This window comes from Mycolicibacterium phocaicum, assembly GCF_010731115.1.
Taxonomy (GTDB): Bacteria; Actinomycetota; Actinomycetes; order Mycobacteriales; family Mycobacteriaceae; genus Mycobacterium; species Mycobacterium phocaicum.
This window is the reverse complement of sequence record NZ_AP022616.1, coordinates 5,402,774-5,418,688: the sequence shown is the minus strand read 5'-3', so window position 1 is coordinate 5,418,688 and position 15,915 is coordinate 5,402,774. Positions and strand designations below refer to the sequence as shown.

Genomic DNA, 15,915 nt, shown 5'->3' with positions numbered 1-15,915 from the left:
ACAACTTGAGCCACCATGACCCGCGACACCGCCAAACCTTCGCTGCGAGAAGCCAAACGGCGGGAAACCCGCCAGCGCGTCCTCGATGCCGCGATCACCGAGTTCAAGCGCGCGGGAATGGCAGATGCCGATGTCGGGGTCATCATCAGATCGGCCGGCGTCGCACATGGCACGTTCTACTTCCATTTCCCGACGAAGGAGCACGTGCTCTTCGAGCTCGAACGCCAAGCGGAGGAGACGGCCGGCCGCGAGCTCGCCGCGTTCCTGCAGACCCCGCACACCCTCGAAGAGGCACTGAACGAGGTGGTCCGGGTCATCGTGGCCGTCGAACAGCGGCTCGGCCGACTGCTCTTCAAAGACGTACTGGCCCTGCACTTTTCCTCGAACCGCCCGCTCGACGACGAATGGACCGATCACCGGGTGATCGTGTTGGTGGTCCACGAGATCGAACGGGCCCGCCAGGCCGGTGAGGCCGATGCGGATGTCGACGCGTTCCACAGCGCGGTCTACTTCCTGCTCAGCCTCTATGCCCTGCTGACCACGAGTCGCGGTGCGGACCAGGTCCGCACCGCCCTGCTGGACAACTTCGTCCACACCGCGCTGCGAGGTATCGCGGCCCGATAACCGGAGGAGACACCATGTGGCAGGAGATCACCCGTCTCGCCATCGCGTGGGGCGCCATGGCCGCCCTCATCGCGTTCTGGTACTGGATGTTCTCGAACATCGGCACGTTCTGAACCGGCCGGTCCGCCAGTGTCTCGATTGATCGCCGCCGCAGAGCTCGAACGCGCCTGCGCGTTGACCGCGGTGGCATTGTCCGGGCGACGACGGGCCGGGGTGCGGCTGATCTCCGGCGACCTGCGCCACTTCGGTTTGAGCGCAAGCCGTTCCGTCGTCCACGTCCCCTACCCGGCACCGGCACCCGACTGGTCGCTGCGGACCTACACATGTGGTGTTGCCCTGCAGTGCGCACCGTCGAAAGACCGCATCGCGCAGTACCCACTGCACCAGTTGTCCGAGCGCGAACTCGCTGCGCTCCGCCTGGTCGAGGGTGCGGTGGCACTGGGTTGGGTGGCCGGGCGTTGGCCCGGCCTGCTTCCCGAAGCGCGTCGGGTGCTGCCCGAACTGGAGCCGGCCGACCCGGACCTCTGTGCAACCGAAATCCTGTCCCGCACAGATATCTTGGCGCAGTCCCGGGAACGACTGCCCGATTATCCGCTGCTCGGCGCACCGCCGCTGAGCGCGGCCGCCACCCGCACGCTGGCGAGCGCGATCCGGCGCACCCTCGGCCGTATGCCGTGGTCGTCAACCCGCTCGGACACCCAACGGTTGATGTCGATCCCGGTCGGCGGCGAGGGCGGCGTGCGCAACGCCAACCTGCCACCGGCCAGCCGACCCCAGGACGACGACCTCGACGTCCGGCCCGACCAACGTGCGGGAATCCCCTACCCCGAATGGAATTCGTGGCGTGGCCAGTTCCTGCCCGACCACGTCGCGGTCCTGGAACGGCGACAGACCCGCCACGACCGCCGCGGTGGCGCGTCGCCCGACATCCGGCGCTGGTTCGATGAGCCGACCTACCGCACGATGGTCAACCGACTGGAGGACGGCAGCGACCTCGATGTCGACGCCTACGTCGCGGCCTATGCGGACGGTCGCGCTGGGTCCCAGCAGGAGCCGAAGGTGTTCCGCGCCTTGCTGCCCAGTGCGCGCGACACCGTCACCGCCGTACTGATGGACGGCAGCTCGTCGCTGGGTATCCATCAAGGCCGGGTGTTCGACCTCGAATTGGCTTGTGCCGACGCTCTTTCCCGAGCCATGACCGTGGCCCGCGAGCGCCACGGCATCTTCGTCTTCAGCGGAAACACCCGCCATCGCGTCGAGGTTCGATGCCTGAAAGACTTCAGCGACAACCACTTTGCGCTGCCCAGCAGGTCCGGCCTGGTGACCGGTGGGTACACCCGACTCGGCGCGCCGATCCGGCACGTGACCAGCCGCCTCCTGACCCAGCCCGCGCAGCGTCGAGTTCTCATCGTGATCGGCGACGGGCTCATCTCCGACGAAGGCTACGAAGGCCGGTACGCCTGGGCCGACGTCGCACACGCCGTCGCTGAAGCCGACGAGGCGGGCGTCGGGGTCTATTACCTGGGCCTGGGACCGGTCCGGGTCGATCCGTTGCCCGAAGTGTTCGGCTCCCGCCGATCCCGGCGGATCCGCCACATCGAGGAACTTCCCCGTGTTCTGGCGCACGTACACCGAGAGTTGGTATCCGCATGACCGATTCGCCATACCTGCCGGCCGGCGACGAGGTGATCACGTTCAGTCAGGCGTATCAGCGTCGGCTGCCGGTCATGCTCACCGGACCGACGGGCTGCGGCAAGACGCGCTTCGTCGAGCACATGGGCAGCGTGTTGGGACGGCCCGTAGTCACCATCAGCTGTCATGACGACCTCACCAGTTCAGACCTGGTCGGCCGGTTCGTCGTCGCCGGCGGTGATGTGCTCTGGACCGACGGCCCACTGACCCGCGCCGTCAAAGATGGCGCCATCTGCTATCTCGACGAGGTGGTGGAGGCGCGCCATGACTCGCTGGCGATCCTGCATTCACTGACCGACCACCGCCGCACCCTCTATCTGGACCGCGCCGGCGAAGTGGTGCCGGCACCCGATTCCTTCCTGCTCGTCTGCTCGTACAACCCCGCGTACCGGCATTCACTCAAGGACCTCAAACCGTCGTTCCGGCAGCGCTTCGTCACCATCGCGATGACCTATCTGCCACCCGACCGCGAGGCCGAAGTACTCGTGGGCGAAACCGGTATCGACATCGGCGCCGCATCGCGGCTCGTGCAGTGCGCCAACAGCATTCGCCAGGCCGACGACGCCTTCCATTTCGAGCCGCCGTCGACCCGCGTGCTGGTCTCGGCGGCGCACCTTGTCGCCGCGGGTGCCGACGAGATGTCGGCCGCCGAAGCCGCGGTACTGGCCCCGCTGAGCAGCGACGGCGCCATCAGCGAAGGCCTACGGGAGATCGCAGCTGCGTGCCTGCAACCCGCGGGCATCCGCTGACCACCAATGTCACAGTCAGAAAGGGAGTTTCACGACCATGAATGAGCAGGACCGCAAACGCAAACGGGCGCTGATCGTCTTCCAGCTTTTCGCCTACGGCTGGCTACTGGCGATGTTCCTGATCCAGCTGCACATGTCGATCGTCCGTGGCTGGTGGTCACTGTGAGTTCGACGACCATCCCCACGGTCGGTTACGACCAGCACCACGACGAATCCCGGCAAGCGCAACGGCAGGCCGACCGCTGGCTGATCACCGGCACGCTGTTGATGGGGTCGATGTTCATCGGGTTCGTCGGGCTGCCGTTCTTCCTGCGCGGCGTCTGGCTGCAACGGCGCGCGCAGAAGGCCGGACTGTCGGTGCGGCCGATCATCGTGACGCTCATCGGCTATCTGGTGATCCTCGACGCCGCGCTCAACAGCATCGGGTGGTCGTTGGATCTGCTGGCCAATCACACGCTGCTGAACCGCACCATCATCACGGCGTGGGGCAACATGTTCGACGCCGGATACTTCTGGCACTACAACGAACTGTGGATCGGCGGAGCCGGCGCGCCGGGCGAAAAAGCCTGGGAGGTCGCGCTGATCCTGACAGTGTTCACCATGCGCATCGCGGCCGGCATCGCGTTCCTGCAGATGAAGCGGTGGGGGCACCAGTGGCTCATCATCACCTGCTGGTTCGGCATCGTCATCTGGATCGGTTACACGTTCAACATGACGATGTTCGCCGACATCCGTTACGCCGGTGTGGTTTTCCCCGTCGTCGGCTGGTGGTTGTACGACATCTTCTACATCACGCCGTTCCTGGCCATCCCGTATCTGCACACCGTCAATCGCGAAATCTTCAGCGACTAAAGGAATTCCATGACCACCACCGAAGCCGAATCCACGCCGGCCCTCCCCTTGGGCACCACACCCGTCTACGCCAACATGCACAAGTGGCTCAAGCGCGGGCTCTTCATCTGCCTGTTCGGCCTCGTCATCGAGGGGTCGTTCACCATGCCGGCGCTGGCCGTCTGGTACGGCTGGCCGACGTTGTCGTTCAGAGAGATCTGCAGCGAGTTGATGAAGGTGCGCTACTCCGACGACACCGTGGAATGCAAGTTTCCCTACGACTTTTCAGGTGCGCCATTCGGTGGGCCTGCCGAGGCGACCGGGCAGAAAACCGCCCAGGACACCTGGGGCGTGCAGCCGGTGCCGCACTACCACCGGCTCGGTTTCCGCGAGCTGGTGCAGATTCACGAAGATCGGCTCGCCCGCACCGGCGGTCACTGACAGCGATTTGTGCACGGTTTTCCGCGGCTACCGCGGAAAACCGTGCACAAATCCCAGAGATCAGAAGGCGTAGGCGCCGAATCGGCCCCAGGCGACGAACAGGGCGAGACCCAGCAGGACCACGTTGACGGCGACATTCGGGTACTCCTTGCGCCGGCCGTGCACGACGATCGCGCCGACCATGACCACCGCCAGGCCGAGGGCGGCCAGCGGGGTGAGTACCGGGAGGATGTGCACGAGCGGCGGCACGATCAGGCCGATCGCGCCGGCCACTTCGGCCGCGCCGATACCGCGGATGGCGTTCGGGTCCACGTCGGCGAGTCCGCCGAGGCCCTGCGCGACCAGCTTCTCCTTGGGAAGGACCAGCTTCATGATGCCGCTTCCGGCGAAGACGAAGGCCAGTACGCCGGCGACGATCCACAGTGCGGTGTTCATGTTGCGCTCCTCAGGGCTGAAGTTTCACGGTCGGAATGACTCGACCGAATTAAACGGACTTTAGTCCGATTCAATTCCCCGCGCGAGTGCGACATGAACGCGTCGCCGCTAGATCGGGGCGACGCGGTCGGCCCAGGGCATCGCCTCCTCGAGTTGAGCGGCCAGCTTGATGAGCAGCGATTCACCTCCGAGCGGAGCCACGAACTGGACACCGAGCGGCAGCCCGTCGGCGGTCCAGTGCAGCGGCAACGAGATGGCCGGGCGGCCGGTCAGGTTCGCCAACTGCGTATACGGCACCCAGCCCAGGTTCTTCTCCACCATGTCGTCGACGATCTTCGTGTATCGCAGGAAGGATGCGGTGCGGGTCTTGAGCAGCACGTCGACCGCGGGCCGCAGGGCGGCCGGCAGGTCGAACTCGCCGATCTTCGGGGGCGGTGTCGCCAGCGTCGGCGTCAGTAGCAGGTCGTAGGACTCGAAGAACGTGGTGAGCCGGCGGGCATGGTCGTGGCGCCGTTGCACAGCGGCCACGTAGTCGACGCTGCTGGTCGCGCGTCCGAGTGCCGCCATGATCAGCGTCTCGCGCTCGAACGCGTCGTCGCCCGCACCCGTCAGTCGTTTGGCATCGGCGACCTCCCAGGCCAGAAACACAAACCAGGTGAGCAGGAAGTCCCGCGCCAACTCACCGTCGTCGAACGGCGCCTGCGGCAATTCCTCCACGTGGTGGCCGAGCTCGGTCAGGGTGCGCACCGTCGCCTCCACCGCCGCGAACGCCTCAGGGTGCGGCGTCGGCGTGATCGCCGCGGGCACCCGGACGCCGATCCGCAGTTTCGCCGGGCGCTCCCCCGCAGCCGACGCGAACGTCGACGTCGGCATCCCCGGAACAAAGGCCCCGCCAGGCTCGCCGCCGCTGATGACGTCGAACATCGCGGCGGTGTCGCGCACCGTCCGCGAGACCACCCCCTGCACTGCTGCGCCGTGCATCATCTCGCCGCTGCCGGGGCCGAAGGGGGTCAGCCCGCGTCCGGGCTTCAGCCCGACCAGTCCGCAGCAGGCCGCCGGGATGCGCGTTGATCCACCACCGTCGTTGGCCCCGGCGCAGGGCACGATTCCCGCGGCGACCGCGGCGGCCGAACCGCCCGACGAGCCGCCCGGCGTTCGCGTCAGATCCCACGGATTGCGCGCGGGACCCCAGACCTCGGGTTCGGAAATGGCCTTCGCCCCGAACTCCGGCAGATTGGTCTTGCCGAAGATCACCAACCCGGCGTCGAGCCAGCGCTGCACGATCGTCGCGTGTTCCGTGGCCGGCAACGCCTTCAACGACCGGGAGCCGTGTGAGCTCGGCAAGCCCGCGTAGTCCTGCGCCAGGTCCTTGATCAGGAACGGCACACCCGCGAAGGGACCACTGAGCTCGTCCGACGGCAACGCGGCGGGCACATCGCGGACGATGGCATTGATCTTGGGATTCACCGCTGCGGCCCGGTCCTGGGCCAGCGTCAGCAATTCCGCCGGCGACACCTCGTTGTCGGCGACCAGCTTCGCCAGCCCGGTGGCGTCGTATCTGCGGTACTCATCGAAGTTCACGAGTGTGATCCTCGGTCCGGCCGGGAAGTCGCTCTTGACATATCGAGACACGGATTTCGACACTGACGAGCGTGGACGAGTCGATCAGAGCCAGCGTGCTGCAGGACTTCGCCCCGTTCATCCGCGAACTCTCCGGCGATCCCGACCGGTTGTACCGGCAGAGCGGGCTGGACCCGGATGCATTGCACGATGCCGAAACGATGGTCCCCCTCGACGCGGTCGCGCTCCTCCTCGAGAACGCCGCCCGGCAGCACCGGCTGCCCACGCTCGGCCTCCGACTGGGCAGCCGTCAGGACCTGTCGATATTGGGCCTGCTCGCCGTGGTCGTGCAGAACAGCGACACGGTGTACGAGGCGACGGCCAACGCATCCCGGTACCTGTTCTTTCACAGCCCCTGCTACGAGTTGGTCATCGAAGACCCCAGCCCGCATCTGCCCGGCTGCATCACGGTACGTTTCGACGTCCAACTCGAGCGCGCGGTCCCACAGCGGCAGTTGATCGATGCGTACCTGTCGTCGACATACCGGATGGCACAGAGCCTTTCACCGATTCCACTGCGCCTGCAAGGCGTGTCCCTCCCACACTCGCCGGTCGGAGCGCGCAGTGCCTACCGTTCCCATTTCGATGCGCCTGTCGCTTTCGAACAGCCCTACGCGGCAATACATTTGGAGCGCGATCTGCTGCACGCCCGAATCCAGTCCATCAAGCCGCACCTGCGCAGCCAGGCGATCGCGTACATCGCCGCCCGTTATCCCGCAGCCGGACAAAGCCTTTCGGAACGCGTACAGCACACATTGAAGAGCACCATCGGAGCCAATCGGGGCACCAAGGCGGAGATCGCCGATCTGCTCAACATGCATCCCCGTACGTTGCAGCGGCGACTGTCAGACGAGCACGCCACGTTCGAGGACATCCGGGCCAATGTCTACCGGTCGGCGACGCGGCGGTTGCTGCTCGAAACTGAGCTCCCCCTGAGTCAAGTCGCGGCCGTCCTCGGCTACTCCGAACAGTCGTCCATGACGAGGTCGGTCAAGCGCTGGTTCGGGGTCACCCCGGCACAGCTGCGCAAGGACGGCCCGGTCGCGCTGCTTCCGACGGCGTGAGGCACCGGCCTCGGGCCAAAAGCTAGGCCGTGCCCAACGGATTGATGGTCCACGCCACGTACAGCATGACGGCGCTGACCGACGCTGTTGTCGCGACGTCGATGATCCGGCTGCGCACCACGAGCAGGCCGGCACGGTCATCGGTCAGCAGCAGCCGCATGATCGCCGCGATCCCGACGCCGATCGCCATCACGAGCGCCCCGCGGCGCCAGTAGCCGCCGACCACCAACGCGAAAGCCACCACGAAGAACACGCCCACCGACAGGATCGGCCATTGGCCGGCGAATACCTTCCGGGCGAATTCCTTTGCGGTCAAGACAGTTTCGCCTCTTCAGCCTCGACCACGTTGGCCAGCAGGAAAGCCCGGGTCAGCGGTCCGACACCGCCAGGGTTGGGCGACACGTGACCGGCCACATCCCACACGTCGGGGTGGACGTCGCCGGCGAGCTTGCCGTCGACCCGGCTGACCCCCACGTCGACGACGGCCGCGCCCGGCTTGACCATGTCGGCAGTCAGCATGTGCGGCACACCGACCGCCGCGATGATGATGTCGGCCTGCCGGGTCAGTGCCGGCAGATCACGAGTTCCGGTGTGGCACAACGTCACTGTCGCGTTCTCCGAACGCCGCGTGAGCAGCAGGCCCATCGGCCGGCCCACGGTGACGCCGCGGCCGATCACCACGACATGCGCACCGGCGATCGGCACCTCGAAACGGCGCAGCAGGTGCACGATGCCGCGCGGCGTGCACGGCAGCGGTGCGGGCTCGTTCAGCACCAACCGACCCAGATTGGTCGGGTGCAGCCCGTCGGCGTCCTTGTCGGGGTCGATGCGCTCCAGCGCGGCGTTCTCGTCGAGATGCTTGGGCAGCGGCAGCTGCACGATGTAGCCCGTGCACTCCGGGTTGGCGTTCAGCTCGTCGATGACGGCGTTCAGCTCGGCCTGACTGATGTCGGCGGGCAGGTCCCGGCGGATCGAGTTGATGCCGACCTTGGCGCAGTCGGCGTGCTTGCCGCGCACGTAGGCGTGTGAGCCCGGGTCGTCGCCGACCAGCACCGTGCCCAGACCCGGCGTCCGGCCGGCAGCAGTCAAGGCCGCCACCCGCTTGGTCAGGTCAGTGAAGATCTCGTCGCGTGTGGCCTTGCCGTCCAGCGTGATTGCACCCACGACGAACATTGTGTCAGGCCCGCGGGAACCGCCGTTGACACCACCCAGGACGGCGTGGTCAGCTGCGGAAGTGAACACCCAGCCCAATGTGTCCACTGACGTCTTCAGTGCGGCCAAGCTCGGTCCGATCACGTTGCGGAATCGGGTGATCAAGGCGGCGACGTTCGAGGCGGCGACCCCGGACGCGCTGGTCACCGACGATCTGATCCGCTATCACCGGCTGCCGGCCGCCGGTGGGGTGGGGATGACCACGGTCGCCTATTGCGCGGTGTCCCCGGGTGGGCGTACCGATGGGTGGCAGTTGTGGATGCGTCCCGAGGCCGTGCCCGGGCTGCGCAGACTCACTGATGCGGTGCACGGCGAGGGGGCGGCGATCAGCGCGCAGATCGGGCACGCCGGCCCGGTCGCCAACCCCCGCACCAACAAAGCCACAGCGCTGGCCCCGGTGCGGTTCTTCAACCCGCTGTCGATGCGCTTCGCCAAAAAAGCCACCCGCGCCGACATCGACGCGGTGATGGCCGCACACGCGAACGCCGCCACACTCGCGATCGACGCCGGGTTCGACGCCGTCGAAGTCCACTTGGGCCACAACTACTTCGCCTCCTCCTTCCTGTCGCCGTTGATCAACAAGCGCCGCGACGAGTTCGGCGGCTCCCTGCACAACCGGGCCAAGGTGGCCCGCGGCACCGTGGCCGCCGTACGCGAGGCCGTCGGGGATCAGATCGCGGTGATCGCCAAACTCACCATGACCGACGGCGTGCGCGGCGGCATCCCCCTCGAGGAGTCCCTGCAGACCGCCCAGTGGCTGCAAGAAGACGGCAACCTCGATGCCCTCGAGCTCACCGCGGGCAGCTCGCTGGTGAACCCGATGTACCTGTTCCGCGGCGACGCCCCGGTCAAGGAGTTCGCCGCCAACTTCAAGCCCCCGCTGCGTTGGGGCATCCGGATGAGCGGACACAAGTTCTTCCGCGAGTATCCGTACCGGGAGGCGTTCCTGCTCGAGCAGGCCCGCCAGTTCCGGGCCGAACTGTCGATGCCGCTGATCCTGCTGGGTGGCATCACCAACCGCGACACGATGGATTTGGCCATGGCCGAAGGGTTCGAATTCGTCGCGATGGGCCGGGCCCTGCTGGCCGAACCTGACCTGCTGAACCGCATCCAGGCCGACAACACCACGAAATCAGGCTGCACACACTGCAATCTGTGCATGCCCACCATCTACACCCGGACCCACTGCGTGGTCACCGGCAAGCCGTACTGACCCGGCTGGTCCCCAGGAAAGTCCCCGGCAACGGATAGAGTTGCCTTCGATGACTGGACCAGCCGCACTGCCAGCGCTAACCGTTCGCCATGACGCCACCACGCGCACGTTCGCCCCGGGAAACGACGTCGTCGTCGGCCGCGATCTGCGCGCCGACTTCCGCGTCGCCCACCCGCTGATCTCGCGCGCACACCTGATGCTGCGTTTCGATCACGGCCGCTGGGTCGCGGTCGACAACGGCAGCCTCAACGGCATGTACGTCAACGGGCAGCGTGTCCCGGCCGCCGATCTGCACAACGGCTCGGCGGTGAACATCGGTAACCCCGACGGACCGCTGCTGACCTTCGAGGTCGGCCAGCACCTGGGCCCGGCCGGCACGCCGCCGACGACGTCCATGCCCGTCACCCCGACGCCGTCGACCAACCACCGACCCAGCGCGACGTGGCCCAGCCAGCAGCCGTACACCCCACCGTCGGCGGCGCAGCAGCGCTACCCGAGCGGCCCCCAGACCTTCAGCCCGTCGGGTCCGCAGCCGCAGTATCCGAGTGGACCGCAGCCGCAGTATGGCCAGCAGCAGCCACCGCGCTACCCGACCGGCCCCCAGCAGTACGCGCCGCCGTCTGCGCCGATGTCGCGGCCGGCACCGGCGCGGGTCGTTCCTGAAGAGTCGAGCTCGCCTGCCACGCAGTTCGGGCCGACCGCCGTCGCGCGGCCCAGCGAGAACAACCTCGGCACGACGATGCTCAAGATCCTGCGGCCCGGCCGCAACGCCGAGGTGCCGGCCGGAGCCATCAAGATCGGTCGCGGCACCGACAACGACATCGTCATCCCCGACGTCCTGGCATCGCGGCACCACGCGACGTTGGTGCCGTCCGCCGGCGGCGGCGCGCAGATCATCGACAACCGCAGCATCAATGGCACGTTCGTCAACGGCCAGCGGGTCGAGGAGGCGATGCTTCGCGACGGCGACACCGTCACCATCGGTAACGTCGACCTCGTCTACAGCGGCGGGACCTTGGCCCGGCGCACCGTCACCACCGCCGACACCCGCACCGGCGGCCTCGAGGTCCACGGCCTGACATGGACCATCGAGGGCAACAAGACCCTGCTGAACAACATCTCGCTGGACGCCCGCCCCGGCACGCTCACCGCGGTGATCGGCCCGTCCGGCGCCGGCAAGTCGACGTTCTCCAAGCAGGTCGCCGGCCTGACCCACCCGACCAGTGGCACCGTCACCTTCGAGGGCCACGACATCCACGCCGAGTACGCCTCGCTGCGATCCCGAATCGGCATGGTGCCGCAGGACGACGTGGTGCACGGCGATCTGACCGTCCGGCAGGCCCTGATGTACGCCGCCGAGCTGCGGTTGCCGCCGGACACCACGAAGGAAGACCGCGAGCAGGTCGTCATGCAGGTGCTCGAAGAGCTCGAGATGACGAAGCATCTGGACACCCGGGTCGCGAAGCTGTCCGGCGGGCAGCGCAAGCGTGCCTCCGTGGCGCTCGAGCTGCTGACGGGGCCGTCGTTGCTGATCCTGGATGAGCCGACCTCGGGCCTGGACCCGGCACTCGACCGCCAGGTGATGACGATGCTGCGCCAGCTGGCCGATGCCGGTCGTGTCGTTCTGGTGGTCACGCACTCGCTGACCTACCTGGACGTCTGCGATCAGGTGCTGCTGCTGGCGCCCGGCGGCATGACGGCATTCTGCGGCCCGCCGAGCCAGATCGGTCCGGAGCTGGGCACCACCAACTGGGCCGACATCTTCTCGTCGGTTGCCGGCGATCCGGAGGCGGCCCACCAGCAATTCCTGCAACGCTCCGGGCCGCCGCCCCCGCAGCCGGCCGCGGCAACACCGGCCGACCTGGGCGCGCCGGCGAAGACGTCGCTGCTGCGACAGTTCTCCACCATCGCTCGACGCCAGGTGAAGCTGATCCTGGCCGACCGCGCCTACACCGCGTTCCTGCTGTTCCTGCCGTTCATCATGGGTGTGCTGTCACTGTCGGTGCCGGGTGGCGGGCCGAACAAGTCGGGTGTGGGCTTCGGTAAACCACTCCCGGCCGGCCCACCTGATTTCGGCGCCGCGCCGAGCGAGCCGGGCCAGATCCTGGTGATGATGAACGTCGGCGCCATCTTCATGGGCACTGCGCTGACCATTCGCGCGCTGATCGGTGAGCGGGCGATCTTCCGTCGGGAACAGGCCGTCGGCCTCTCGACCACCGCCTACCTGGCGGCCAAGGTTGCGGTGTTCACTGCCTTCGCCATCGTGCAGTCCTCGATCGTCGTGGCCATCACGATCATCGGCAAGGGCTGGGGCGCGGGGTCGGTCACCAATGGTTCGGTGATACCCAGCCGCAGCATCGAGATGTTCGTCGATATCTCGATGACGTGTGTGGCCGCGGCCATGACGGGTCTGGCATTGTCCGGTCTGGCCAAATCCGCCGAGCAGATCATGCCGCTGCTCGTCGTGGCGGTGATGAGCCAGTTGGTGTTCTCGGGCGGCTTGATTCCGGTGACCGGCCGCGTGGTGCTCGATCAGTTGTCCTGGCTCACCCCGGCGCGGTGGGGCTTCGCGTCGTCGGCGTCGACCATCGATCTGACCAGATTGGTGCCTGAGCCGGTGTTACCCAACGACAAGTTCTGGCACCACACCACCGGCGCGTGGTGGACCGACATCGGCGCCCTGCTGCTGCTCTCGGCGGTCTATCTCGGCTTCGTGCGCTGGCGGATTCGCCTCAAAGCGGACTGACGGGGCTACGGGGTGTAGACGACGACAGTTTCGTTCGGCCCAGCCTCCGCGGTGCTGTTGGTGCCGAGGGCGCCGGCGCTACTGTTGGGGCCGTCGGCCCTGGCCTCGTTGTTGACGCCGGGACCGGCAACGGCACTGCTGTTGTCCCCGGTGACAGCCGCGAAGTTCTCATCTCCGTAGGCCACAGCGGTGCTGTTGTTGCCGTAGACGCCGGCCTCATTGAACTGGCCGTGACCGGCTTCGCCAGTGTTGTCGTTCCCGATCACTTGGACAAAGTTTGCCGCGTCGCTACCTCCGAAACCAGCCCGGACCTGATTGCCGTCGCCGTTGATGAGCACGCCGCTTTCGTAGCCCTGCACAGTCGCCACATTGTTGTCACCGACAATGTCGCTGAATCCGCCGAATATGGTGTTGGGGTCACTTGAGCCGTTGACCGTCACCTTATTGCCGTCGCCTTCCACGCGAGTTTCGGTGTCACCGCCGAAAACGGTCACCTTGTTGTTGTCACCGGTGACTTCGGCCGTCGTCGCGTTGTCCTGATAGGCGACCGGGTCGCCATGGATGGCAACGGTATTGGCATTCCCCTGCACCGTGACTTCAGTTTGGTAGCCATAGGCGGACACCGTGTTGCCACCGCCAATTGCGGTCGCATCGCTCTGACTGTCGTGGGCCGTGACCGTGTTGCTAGCCCCGGTCGCGGTCGCGGTGCTACCGGCGCCGGAGGCGGTAGCCGTATTACTGAGCCCGGTCGCAGTCGCTGTGCTGTCGTAGCCGGAGGCGGTGGCCGTATTGGCGATCCCTGTCGCTGTGGCGGTGCTGTAGTTGCCCGAGGCAACTGCTGTGTTGCCGGATCCGGTCGCCGTCGCGGTGCTTCCGTCACCGCTGGCAATCGCCTTGTTGGGGCTGCCCGCACAATCACACCGTCCCGGATCGGCGATGGCCGTGGCCCCGGCACCCCTCGCGAACGCCTTCGACCCGCCCGATGCGAGTGCCGACGAATCGACACCCCGCGCTATGGCCACCGAACCCTGTCCGTCGGAAATCGCTGTAGCCGTGCCCTTGTCGACTCGCACCACGCCGTTGGTCGCGACGGCCATGTTCTGCCCCGGCGCAGTACGTCGTGGCGAATCCGACGTCGTCGGCACGTCCGGCGTCAGTGACGAACCGTCTGACGACGAAGATGACGGCTTGGCCGCGGCGACGCCAGGTGTGGCCAGCAGTCCCACTCCGATACCCAACGCGGCCGCCAATGTGCCGACCCGTCCAATACAGCTGGCATACCCCATGATTCACTCCTCACCTGCCCTGCAACACCGGCGGTTGCTTGAGATTGATCACCTGACTACGGCGTGTAGACGACGACGGTTTCGTTCGGCCCGGCCTCGGCGGTGCTGTTGGTGCCGAGGGCGCCGGCGTGGCTGTTGGGACCCTCGGCCGTGGCGGTATTGAAAACCCCAGGGCCGGCGATGGCAGTGCTGTTGTCGCCGTCGACAAATGCCTGGTTCTGATAGGAGCCGAAGGCTGTGGCGGTGCTGTTGTTGCCGTCGATGCCGACATAGTTGACATCGCCGTGGCCGGCTTCCCCGACGTTGTTGTTTCCGTCTATCACCACATAATTCGCGGTGTCGCCGCCACCAAAGCCGGCCTGGGCCTGGTTGCCGTCACCGTGAATGTTCACGCCGCTGATAGCACCCTGGACAGTGGCCACGTTGTTGTCGCCGACGATGGTGCTTTCGCTGGCGTTGTCATTGATGGAAGAGCTGGAGGTGCCGGAGCTGTTCACCGTCAGTGTGTTGCTGTCGCCTTCCACCAGCGTCTGGTTATGGCTGCCGAACACCACAACGTCGTTGTTGTCACCATTGACCACGGCAACCGCGGCGTGGTCCTCATCGGCGTCCTCACTGCCATGGACCGCGACCGTGTTGTCCGACCCGTCCACCTGTACGGCAGTCTGGCCGTAGGCCGACACCGTGTTGCCATCCCCAAAGGCCCCGGCGTGAGAGTTGGCGCCCGAAGCGGTCGCCGTGTTGTTGGTGCCATTCACAATTGCGACACTGTGCTCGCCAGACGCAGTGGCAGTGTTGTTGACCCCGATCGTGGAGGCGAAGCTCTCCTCGCCTGAAGCGATCGCTGTGTTGCCGGAACCGGCGGCAACCGCGACGCTGCCGTCGCCGCTGGCGATCGCCTTGTTGGGCTTGCTCGCGCAATCACACCGCCCCACATCGGAGATGGCCGTGGACCCCACGCCCCTGGCGATCGCCTTCGACCCGCCCGATGCAACCGCTGACGAATCGACACCGCGCGCGATGGCCACCGAACCCTGTCCGTCGGAGATCGCGGTAGCCGTGCCCTTTTCGACGCGCACCACTCCGTTGGTCGCGACGGCCATGTTCTGGCCCGACGGAACATGCTTCGGGGAATCCGTGGTCGGCGGCGAAGCGGACGTCGGCGACGCACCGTCTGACGACGAAGACGACGGTTTGGCTGCCGCGACGCCGGGCGCTGCCAGCAGTCCCACCCCGATACCCAACGCGGCCGCCAATGCGCCGACCCGTCCGATACAGCTCGCATTCCCCATCGCTCACTCCTCGCCTGCCCCGCAACGCCGACGGTTGCCCTGGGCCGAAAGATAAGTCCTGCGAACGTGAGTTCCTGGAGTAGTGCCGTACCCCAGTTGTCGAGTACAGCTACCTAACCGGGGGCGAAGCCGCCACGGTCAGGACGACAAATCCAGCCCGTGGGCGACGGCGTAGGCGATGGCCTGGTCGACGTCGATGCGGGCGCCCCGCAACCCGGCGGTGGTCCAGAACGTCGCATCGGTACGGGCTGCGCGCAGGTCCGCCTGCTCGAACTTCGCGTTCTGCACCCGCGCGCCCCGTAGATCGGCGGCGCGCAGCACGGCCTTGCGCAGATCGGTACCGACCAGCGAGGCCTCCGACAGCCGGCAGTCGGTCAGGTCCACCGAACGCAGGTCGCAGCCGGCCAGCACGGCGAGTCGCAGGTCGACCTCGATCATGGTGATGGGCCGCATCGAGCACTCGGTGAACGTCGACCCCAACAGGGTGCAGTGCCGGAACGTGCTGTGCGCCAGCGAAGTCCGCCGGAAGGTGCAGTTACGGAACGCCGAGCCGGAATGCTCGGACTCGGTGAGGTCGACGCCACTGAAGTCGCAGTCGGTGAAGACGACCCGCTCGGTGCGCAGCCGGCTCAGGTCGCCGTCGTACTCGTCGCGAAAGACGACTCCGGTGAATTCCGTGTCTTGCCAGTGCTCGTCGGGAACCGTCACGA

General features: G+C 66.7%; 16 protein-coding genes. 9 read left to right on the top strand and 7 right to left on the bottom strand.

Annotation, left to right across the window (positions count from 1 at the left end; genetic code table 11):
• Positions 1 to 15 precede the first annotated feature (15 nt).
• From G6N46_RS26090 to G6N46_RS26070, 6 genes are all read left to right on the top strand, one after another.
• On the top strand, positions 16 to 624 hold the full coding sequence (locus G6N46_RS26090) for a TetR/AcrR family transcriptional regulator (RefSeq protein ID WP_138250183.1): 609 nt from the start codon (positions 16 to 18) through the stop codon (positions 622 to 624).
• 129 nt (positions 625 to 753) lie between these two features.
• A complete protein-coding gene (locus G6N46_RS26085) occupies positions 754 to 2,277 on the top strand; it encodes a nitric oxide reductase activation protein NorD (RefSeq protein ID WP_138250184.1) in 1,524 nt (507 codons plus the stop codon).
• Entirely contained in the window at positions 2,274 to 3,065 is a 792-nt protein-coding gene (locus G6N46_RS26080) for a CbbQ/NirQ/NorQ/GpvN family protein (RefSeq protein WP_138250185.1), read from the top strand. Before G6N46_RS26085 ends, G6N46_RS26080 begins: the two co-directional genes overlap by 4 nt.
• Positions 3,066 to 3,102: 37 nt before the next feature.
• On the top strand, positions 3,103 to 3,231 hold the full coding sequence (locus G6N46_RS28990; RefSeq protein WP_256370088.1) for a hypothetical protein: 129 nt from the start codon (positions 3,103 to 3,105) through the stop codon (positions 3,229 to 3,231).
• Positions 3,228 to 3,917 carry a hypothetical protein gene (locus tag G6N46_RS26075; RefSeq protein WP_061004786.1) on the top strand — a complete coding sequence of 230 codons (690 nt, stop codon included), beginning with the start codon at positions 3,228 to 3,230 and terminating at the stop codon, positions 3,915 to 3,917. Before G6N46_RS28990 ends, G6N46_RS26075 begins: the two co-directional genes overlap by 4 nt.
• Positions 3,918 to 3,926: 9 nt before the next feature.
• Entirely contained in the window at positions 3,927 to 4,337 is a 411-nt protein-coding gene (locus G6N46_RS26070; RefSeq protein WP_138250186.1) for a hypothetical protein, read from the top strand.
• Positions 4,338 to 4,397: 60 nt separating this feature from the next.
• On the opposite strand, the gene G6N46_RS26065 is transcribed toward G6N46_RS26070, so the two are convergent.
• Positions 4,398 to 4,772 (bottom strand): DoxX family protein, encoded by a 375-nt coding sequence (locus G6N46_RS26065; protein ID WP_061004791.1) that lies wholly within the window; start codon positions 4,770 to 4,772, stop codon positions 4,398 to 4,400.
• Between the two features lie 108 nt (positions 4,773 to 4,880).
• Positions 4,881 to 6,353 carry an amidase gene (locus G6N46_RS26060; RefSeq protein WP_135355421.1) on the bottom strand — a complete coding sequence of 491 codons (1,473 nt, stop codon included), beginning with the start codon at positions 6,351 to 6,353 and terminating at the stop codon, positions 4,881 to 4,883.
• A 71-nt stretch (positions 6,354 to 6,424) separates the two neighbouring features.
• Between G6N46_RS26060 and G6N46_RS26055 the strand changes: the two genes are divergently transcribed.
• A complete protein-coding gene (locus G6N46_RS26055) occupies positions 6,425 to 7,456 on the top strand; it encodes an AraC family transcriptional regulator (protein WP_135355422.1) in 1,032 nt (343 codons plus the stop codon).
• Positions 7,457 to 7,478: 22 nt separating this feature from the next.
• Here the strand turns inward: G6N46_RS26055 and G6N46_RS26050 are convergent, their stop codons facing one another.
• Both G6N46_RS26050 and G6N46_RS26045 read right to left on the bottom strand, forming a co-directional pair.
• Positions 7,479 to 7,772, bottom strand: a complete 294-nt coding sequence (locus tag G6N46_RS26050; protein WP_061004795.1) for a DUF3017 domain-containing protein — start codon at positions 7,770 to 7,772, stop codon at positions 7,479 to 7,481.
• Complete coding sequence (locus G6N46_RS26045; protein WP_061004802.1) at positions 7,769 to 8,620, bottom strand: bifunctional methylenetetrahydrofolate dehydrogenase/methenyltetrahydrofolate cyclohydrolase; 852 nt, start codon at positions 8,618 to 8,620, stop codon at positions 7,769 to 7,771. The genes G6N46_RS26050 and G6N46_RS26045 overlap by 4 nt, the downstream gene beginning before the upstream one ends.
• 70 nt (positions 8,621 to 8,690) lie before the next feature.
• On the opposite strand from G6N46_RS26045, the gene G6N46_RS26040 reads away from it, so the two are divergent.
• Entirely contained in the window at positions 8,691 to 9,881 is a 1,191-nt protein-coding gene (locus G6N46_RS26040; protein WP_138250187.1) for an NADH:flavin oxidoreductase, read from the top strand.
• 49 nt (positions 9,882 to 9,930) lie between these two features.
• Positions 9,931 to 12,627 (top strand): FHA domain-containing protein, encoded by a 2,697-nt coding sequence (locus G6N46_RS26035; protein ID WP_138250188.1) that lies wholly within the window; start codon positions 9,931 to 9,933, stop codon positions 12,625 to 12,627.
• Between the two features lie 5 nt (positions 12,628 to 12,632).
• On the opposite strand, the gene G6N46_RS26030 is transcribed toward G6N46_RS26035, so the two are convergent.
• The 3 genes from G6N46_RS26030 to G6N46_RS26020 form a co-directional block, all read right to left on the bottom strand.
• Positions 12,633 to 13,724: a DUF3060 domain-containing protein gene (locus G6N46_RS26030; protein WP_163693036.1), complete on the bottom strand. Its 1,092-nt coding sequence runs from the start codon at positions 13,722 to 13,724 to the stop codon at positions 12,633 to 12,635.
• A gap of 245 nt (positions 13,725 to 13,969) precedes the next feature.
• Positions 13,970 to 15,169 (bottom strand): DUF3060 domain-containing protein, encoded by a 1,200-nt coding sequence (locus G6N46_RS26025; protein WP_163693034.1) that lies wholly within the window; start codon positions 15,167 to 15,169, stop codon positions 13,970 to 13,972.
• A gap of 174 nt (positions 15,170 to 15,343) precedes the next feature.
• The gene (locus G6N46_RS26020) at positions 15,344 to 15,913 is read right to left on the bottom strand and encodes a pentapeptide repeat-containing protein (RefSeq protein WP_064860851.1); all 570 of its coding nucleotides are present in this window, start codon (positions 15,911 to 15,913) and stop codon (positions 15,344 to 15,346) included.
• Between the last annotated feature and the right edge of the window lie 2 nt (positions 15,914 to 15,915).